General features: G+C 44.9%; 5 protein-coding genes. 1 reads left to right on the plus strand and 4 read right to left on the minus strand.

Going from position 1 to position 7,746, the window contains the following annotated elements; all coding sequences use genetic code 11:
* Together B4K20_RS14800 and B4K20_RS14805 are read right to left on the minus strand one after the other, a co-directional pair.
* The coding region (locus tag B4K20_RS14800; RefSeq protein WP_289283499.1) for a diguanylate cyclase at nt 1-754 on the minus strand (754 nt) is incomplete at its 3' end.
* A 97-nt stretch (nt 755-851) separates the two neighbouring features.
* On the minus strand, nt 852-2,030 hold the full coding sequence (locus B4K20_RS14805) for a pyridoxal phosphate-dependent aminotransferase (RefSeq protein ID WP_289283500.1): 1,179 nt from the start codon (nt 2,028-2,030) through the stop codon (nt 852-854).
* A gap of 332 nt (nt 2,031-2,362) precedes the next feature.
* Here B4K20_RS14805 and dksA point away from each other — a divergent pair, with 332 nt between their 5' ends.
* Entirely contained in the window at nt 2,363-2,785 is a 423-nt protein-coding gene (dksA, locus tag B4K20_RS14810) for an RNA polymerase-binding protein DksA (RefSeq protein WP_284722493.1), read from the plus strand.
* A gap of 110 nt (nt 2,786-2,895) precedes the next feature.
* Here dksA and B4K20_RS14815 read toward each other — a convergent pair whose 3' ends face one another.
* A complete protein-coding gene (locus B4K20_RS14815; protein WP_289283501.1) occupies nt 2,896-6,930 on the minus strand; it encodes a translocation/assembly module TamB domain-containing protein in 4,035 nt (1,344 codons plus the stop codon).
* Nucleotides 6,931-6,932: 2 nt separating this feature from the next.
* The coding region (locus B4K20_RS14820) for an autotransporter assembly complex protein TamA (protein WP_289283502.1) at nt 6,933-7,746 on the minus strand (814 nt) is incomplete at its 5' end.

Here is a 7,746-nt window from a genome sequence, read left to right on the forward strand (position 1 = left end):
GTAATGTGTTACCTTCTTTATCGTAAATAATCTGCTGTTCTGCAACCATGCTGCGAATACGCTCTGCCACATGTTCGACTTGTTCTAATGTGGTATTGGGCATGCAAATCAGGAATTCTTCGCCACCGTAGCGATAAAGCTGATCATAAGGTCTCAATACGTGCTGTAAACATGCGACCGTTTTAATCAATACCTCATCGCCGACTGAGTGCCCGTAGTTATCATTCACCTGTTTAAAGTGGTCAAGATCGAGCATAGCCAATGCGCTGGGTTGTTGGCTTCGTTTTGCCAGAGCATGCTCTTTATTCAGTTCAGCCTGCATACCGGCTCGCGTCTGAGCCCCAGTTAAGGGATCCAGGTTCTGGACCAAATCGGCGAACTCGTGACGTAATGCCTGGAACTGTGTCCGCATCTTTTCAAGCTCATCGTTAAACTCATCAAACAAGCTCACTGGAATCCCTTGATCAGACACGACAAGCTCAATCAGTTGCTTCGCTTTTCTGTGCATCTTTTCATGGGCTATTTCCAGAGACACAAAGGTGGGATGCTCCTGAATCAGCTCGATATGTGAGGTGTACAACCACTCACCAAATTCACATGACTTATGTGCATCATTTTTGAGATCTTTTTCATCAGGTGCCACGCGGGACACTAACACTCGCAAAAGCCGTTGATACCATTGTTGATGACTGTCTATCGCTTTATCTATTTCATCAATAACAAAGCGTAATTGTTGGTGAATCACCGTTGTCATGCCTGCCCATCCGATTGGTAATGAATATAGAGCCGACGATGTCAGACTCTCATTTGACTATTCCATATTAGCGTTTGCTAAACAAGCCTTATTTGATTTATCCAGTCATGACACGTTTGATACGCTCAGCAGCTTCTACCAGCAAGGACTCATCTCTTGTATAGGCAAAACGACAATGTGACCCAGCTTGGTAATGACCAAAATCCAAACCTGGTGTGATAGCGACACCGGCTTGACTTAGCAGGAACCGGGATAAAGCCATACTATCGGGTATCTGCTCATTCAGCAGTGTTGAACAATCTGCATAAAGATAAAAAGCACCTTGTGGCGTGACGGGTATGGAAAAGCCGATATCTTTCAATAATGGCAGCAAGGTATTTCGGCGGCGCTCAAAGGCTTGGCGACGTTGTTCTAATATCGCTAAGGTATTGGACTGAAACGCCGCCAGTGCGGCATATTGCGACATGGTCGTTGGTGCAAGAAACAGATTCTGGGCTAATTTGTCCATCACTTCGGTATAGCCTTCCGGCACCATTAACCAGCCCAAACGCCATCCCGTCATACCAAAGAATTTAGAAAAGCTGTTGACGACAAACACCTGATCACTCACCGATAAGGCCGTGGGCGCGTGAAAGCCATCATAGGTAAGGCCATGATAAATCTCATCAACGACTAGATGGCCTGATTTTCTCGCGACAGCAGCAGCTAACTCCTTGAGGTCTGGTTGGGTTAACACCGTGCCTGTTGGATTAGATGGTGAAGCGACTAAAGCCATCACGGTATTATCATCCCAATATTGCTCAATATGCTGAGCGGTGAGTTGGTATTGGTTATTCGCATTAACCGGAATACTATTGACGCGTCCTTCAACAAATCTGGCAAAGTGTTTATTGCAGGGATAACCGGGATCCGCCAACAACACCTGCTTCTGTTTCTCGAGTAACGCTCCCATTACCAAAAGTAATGCGCCTGATGCGCCTGGTGTGACAATAATTCGCTCAGCATTGACCTTTACCTGATACTGCTGTTCATACCAGCCAGCAATTGCTTCTCTTAATTCAGGCAAACCACACGCTGGGGTGTAATGCGTCTTACCTTGCTTTAATGCATGCATGCCGGCTTCGATAATCGGTTGAGGTGTGTCAAAGTCGGGCTCCCCCACTTCCATATGAATGATGTTCTGTCCTGCCGCTTCCAGCTGTTTAGCCTGAGACAAAATATCCATAACGTGGAAGGGAGAAATTGCGTTTGCGCGACTGGCGACTTTTTTGGTCATGCCGTATCCGTTTGAGTTTTAAGGTGAAATAATTGGCGGCTAGTTTAGCAAATTCAGCTGGTTTAACAGCAGCTATTGAAAAGGCTTGCCAATGCCCATACATAGGCGTACTAATCTACTGTTGAAAAAGATAGACAGGTGCGCGTTTCGGTGCCATGCTCTCTGGTTTTTAATCAGACTGATGTCGAGACGAAGAGAAAAAGTGATGGTTTTTTATTGTTAAATAATCAATTATCACCACACCCGTTCATCGACGTTAATTTTAATTTTGCACAAGCTGGGCGCTTCTGGTATAGATTCGCCCTTGGTTTTAGAAAGTATGAGGTTTCAAGATGGAAAACACTCAAGTCGACACTAAGATTACTCCTTACCAGGAGGAAGCAGGCGAAGAGTATATGAACGATGCTCAAGTTGAGCACTTTCGTCAGATTTTAGAAAACTGGAGAGCACAGCTTCGTGCTGAGGTCGACCGCACCGTTCATCACATGCAAGATGAAGCGGCCAACTTCCCCGATCCAAATGATCGCGCCACACAGGAAGAAGAATTCACACTTGAGTTACGCACACGTGACCGTGAACGTAAATTAATCAAGAAGATTGATGAGTCACTGGTGGACTTAGAAAAAGGTGACTACGGTTTCTGTGAGTCATGTGGTACTGAAATCGGTATTCGTCGTTTAGAAGCTCGACCAACAGCAACGCTATGCATCGATTGTAAAACTCTGGACGAAATCAGAGAAAAGAACCGCATCTGATTCGTCTGTTATAAGGCGTTGTTTCAAAGCATCAGGATTGATGCTTTAAGACCTCATACGCATAAAAAAGCCCCGATATCGGGGCTTTTTTGTATCGTCTCTTTCAACCTCTAATCATTAGATGGCTCATAGGTATAAAGTAAATCTACACCACTTTCAGTGCCCGATTCTGCTTTTAACGCCCAGATTTTACTTAGCTGATATCGAAGCTCCACACTACTGACTGAATCAAACACGCCAATCCCGTAGCTTAGATAGAGTTTTGGTGATAAGTATTTACCAATCGTCAACGCTGCATTTTCTTTACTATCACCGGTAATAGCAAACTCATCCAGACCAAACGTGTTAGCAATATCGTCACCAATCATCGCCCCATTTTGTAGGCCAATACCTGTCGCCGCTGAGGCCAATAGCGCCGCATCGGTGGCGCTGGCTTGCTCAATCGGTTTGCCTAAAATCAAATAAGATAAAATATCATCCTGACTCATATCAGGATCAGAAAATAACGTTGCCTGAGGTGCACTCACATTACCTTCAATATACAGGCCTGCAGTCACCTCTTTTGTTTCTCGTACTGCTTTAATATCCAGCTCAGGATTATCAATAGGACCAGAAAAACGAATTTTGCCATTGTCGACTTTCAACAACTGTCCATAGGCAATATAGCTTCCGTCTTTAAGCGTTATCTGGCCATTACCTAGCAATACATCATTAGGGTTACCTGACACCTGCAAATTACCCGTCAAACGTCCCTGAAATCCCATAGCTTTGATCTGAACTTTGTCACCAAGACTGACCGTGATATCCAACTGAGTTTGTGAGGAACTCACCTGTTCCGTTTGGGTATCTGAAATGACCTTCACATCCGTACTGGGGCTCACTGATGAGTTAAACCGAGTCGGTTCAATCTGGGCGCGTGGAATCGATACTTTCCCTGTGACTTTGGTGGCTTCCGGAGTCACTGTAATCGTCATATCGGGCTCAGCAATAACCAGTGCTTCAGGTGTGTTCATCACTTCAAGCTGTGACCCTGATACATTTGCAGTCAGCGCCCAGCCCGAGTTCTGTAGCACATATTCACCTGTGACATTAAGCTGCCCTTCACCGGATTCAGCCGTTAAGGTCATCTGAACCTTGTCAAGGTTACCGTTAATATCCGCTTGGATATTTTTCACAATAATTCCGGCATCCACCACGCTAACCTGTCCATCAGCCAACTTCGCTTTACCATCAATCTCTGGTTGCTCTATGGTTCCGCTAATACCGATATTGACATCCAGCTCGCCTTGCAAGCCTTCAATGGCCGGATGTGAAAATTGTAATGCTGACATATCCGCGATATGGGTAGTGATCTTACCTTTTAGTGCTGCCTGGTTTGGGTCGGCCATTAAAGCCTCTGCACTGGCTGTTGCTATGTCTGCATTCATGGCTGATACACCCTCTATTTGAGGTTCAATGTGCAGCTGTGCTGTGGTCTGAGTTTCATCTAACTGATACTCAATAAAGGTATTTTTCAGCGTAACGGCTTGCTTTTGTTGAAGGTCTGACTGATTAAGCTGAACAGAACCATTTTCTAAAGAAATTTTGCCTGCCCCCGTCATCTTATTGTGCTTATCTGCAGCCAGGCTAAAGCGGCCTTTTAACTGTCCTTGCAGCTGCTCAAGTTCCACGGCTAGTGGCTCAAACAACGTCAAAGGTAAATCCGCAAACTCGCCTGATACTTGCCACTGTTCTTGAGAATGTATTGCAGCCAAACAGAGATTTCCTTTTTCAGACTGCCAGCAGTGACGAGGAATATCTTGCTGTTGCGCACTGAGTTGGAGCTCACCTTTTTCTCTCAGTTGCCAAACACCCGCCTGTTCATTACCAAAACTGAATTGACTGAACTGTCCTGTCCATATTTCCTTGTTCAGCTGTCCGTCTGCTGCTAAATCGAGATTGATCATGTTTGAGTCAACATTAAGCTGTATTTGGTGAGACTGTTGTTTTCCTTGCACAGCAAGCTCAATACGGTTAATGAGTTGATCGGATAGCATCAGTCCAGTAACAAGAATGTGGCTATTGATATTGGCATTAGTTTGCAGACTGACATCAATATTGCCTGAGAGTGTCTCTACTTTTGTTGTTTCAAAGGCAAGGGCTTGGCCATTAATCTCCGCCAAAATACGTGGTTGTTCGACACTACCTGTTAACTCGCCTTCACCGCTCAGTTGTCCTTGCAAGCCAGGATACAGATCTTGTAGGTCAGGTGAGCTTAATGTCCAGTCAATATCCAGGATGTCATTTTGAAGCTGTCCATTTAAACTCATCTGTGAATCACCTGAGTTTGCTTTGAGGGTATCAATCCAGACATCTTCAGCTTGGGTGCGTAGTTTGGCTTCAATCGCCAGCGGTTTCTGTCTCAGTGTGCCAGATAATCTCAGCGACTCTAATTCGACGGCTAGTTGCTTATTTTTCTGGCTGACTTTTAACGGTACCTGACCGGATAAGTTACCTGGCCATTCTGGCACAATAATCCCAGGGTTGAGCTGTGTTAATGTCAGCTCACCATTCACTAAGGATTCACCCACCCAGGCTAACCGGCCTTGATATTCAACTTTACCCTGCCCCAACTCAACATATAATTGACTTTGCTCAAACCCTATATCGGTTTGTCCATCACCTGAGGCTTTTACCTTCATGGCGACCTCATTTACCGATAAATCAGTTTCTGAGCGTAATGTCATGCTGCTGGTATTGCCTGCTAAACTTAATCGACCTTCCCTTATATCAATAGCTAATTCACTAAGCGAGTCAGGTATGGTGATATCACGCCAATGGGCCTCAAGATCATAAGTGATTGGGGTTGATGACCAGTCAATATGACCTGCCGTATCGATATTTCCCCCCAGACCTTGCATCTCGAGTTGTTCGATTTCAAGCGATGAATCATTGCCTTCCAGCTTTGCCGTGATCGCCACGGGCTCATTCTGGTAACTTGTTACCGTATCCAGCGTAGCTTCGTAATACTTTAATGAACCGGTTAGCATGACTTCGCCTTGCTCACTTTTTATCAACACATCGTCGCCTTGTAATGGCCACTGAAGTTGTTGCCATACCGCCTTAAGATCAAAGGCTATATCAGGTGTATTAGTATTGACCTTGCCTGCGACGGTAATGATTTTTTCGTTATCAGGGCTCGCTGTAAGCTCGATATCCCAGTCAGCCATATCGTCAGTGTTAGCTTGAATAGCTAGATCAATAGCTGGCAATTCCGGCTGTTTCGCCGTCAATTGCAGCGAGCTCGTCATGCTAGACAGCGTGCCTTTAGCATGAAGCTTGACCTTGTTTAGTTCTAATGGCTGCTCAGGCACAAGTTGACTGACATCAACTACATCGGCAGAGACTGTTAATATCCAGTGCAACGAAGAGGTCAGGTCATTAACAACCAGTTTCTGCTCGGATTTAACGGGCTGCTGAACATGCTGAGTGAGTACCAGTTGTTGTTGATTGCCGTCTATATTGCCATCGATGATGACAGTTTCAGCTAAGACATCCGAGATTTGTGCCTGATACGCCAAATCGACCGCATGTTCTGCTGTTAAGCCTATACGCCCTTTCAACTCTAGCTGTCCATCTTCGCGTTCGATGTATAGTTTTTTGATAATGACATCATCTGCTATGGTTTCAAGCTCAAGCTGGACATCTTCCAACAACGTATTGCTTGCTTCAGTTTGAGCAACAGTGACATTTTTAACACTAAGCGTTTCCAGCTTAATGCTCAAAGGTAAATGGATATCCGGCAGTGTGAAGTCAGAACTGGACTGTTCCGTCTCCTGGCTTTGTTCTGATGTGCTCAAGATCACACCATCCACAGCCACTTGTTGAATGAATAACTGGCGTTTTAATAAAGCTGATGGCTGCCATTGCAATACCACACTCTTAATCTGAACAGCGGTTCCCTGCTCTGATTGATAACGAACATCAGATAAAGACAACTTGCCGAATAATTGGCCATTAGCTTCTTTTACATTCAGCGCCGGCACAAATGTTTGAACGATATTGAGTGATGCTTTCAGACCTGACTGAGTCGTCAAAAGCCAGCCCATACTAAGAATGATGGCCACAAAAATAACAATAACACTGATAAGAATAGGCTTACGCATGTTTATAAATCCGGGCCAATAACGATGTGTAATGCAATGGGCTCATCCTTATCTGAGAGTCCCTTTGCTAAATCAACACGAATTAAACCGACAGGTGAACGCCAGCGAACACCAATACCAACGCTGTATTCAATTGGATCACTAAAACTATTAAAAGCGTTACCAAAATCAGAAAAGACAGCCCCGCCCCAGTCTTTAAGAAACATATGTTCGAGCTCCACACTACCTACCGCGAGATAACGTCCACCCACGACGTCACCATCAGAGTTTTCAGGCCCAAGAGATTGGTAGTCAAAACCGCGAATACTGTTATCTCCACCAGTAAAAAAGCGCAGCGAACTCGGCAGCCTGTCAAAGTCGCTGACCTCAGTCGCACCGACCGATCCTCGTGTAATAAAACGGCTATTCTCACCAAACGACTGAATGAACTTACCTCTGACGACGATCTGACCGAATGTAATATCTGATAATACGGCTTCAGATGCGCCAGACAGACTCAAAGATAAACGAGCCCCGTGTTTTGTGTAGATAGTATTGTCAGCCCAGATTCTACTCCAAGACATGCCTGGAATAAGTAGTAGTGTCGATTCACTCTCATCAGAAATATCAAAATTTTCCTGTAATACTTTGAGAGAGCCTGTCTCGTCCCAACCCCACCTATCACGTTTGTAATAGCCACCAACAGCGAAGGATTCACTTTCACTAGTATCTGTATCTTGCTGTTTAAATTCAGTATTCACACCCACCGTATTAATGGTTTCACTCCAGAAAGGCATGACATAATCAGCACTGACTGTGTTGGTGACTTGTGATAAT

Source organism: Methylophaga sp. UBA5088 (assembly GCF_002414625.1).
Lineage (GTDB): Bacteria > Pseudomonadota > Gammaproteobacteria > Nitrosococcales > Methylophagaceae > Methylophaga > Methylophaga marina.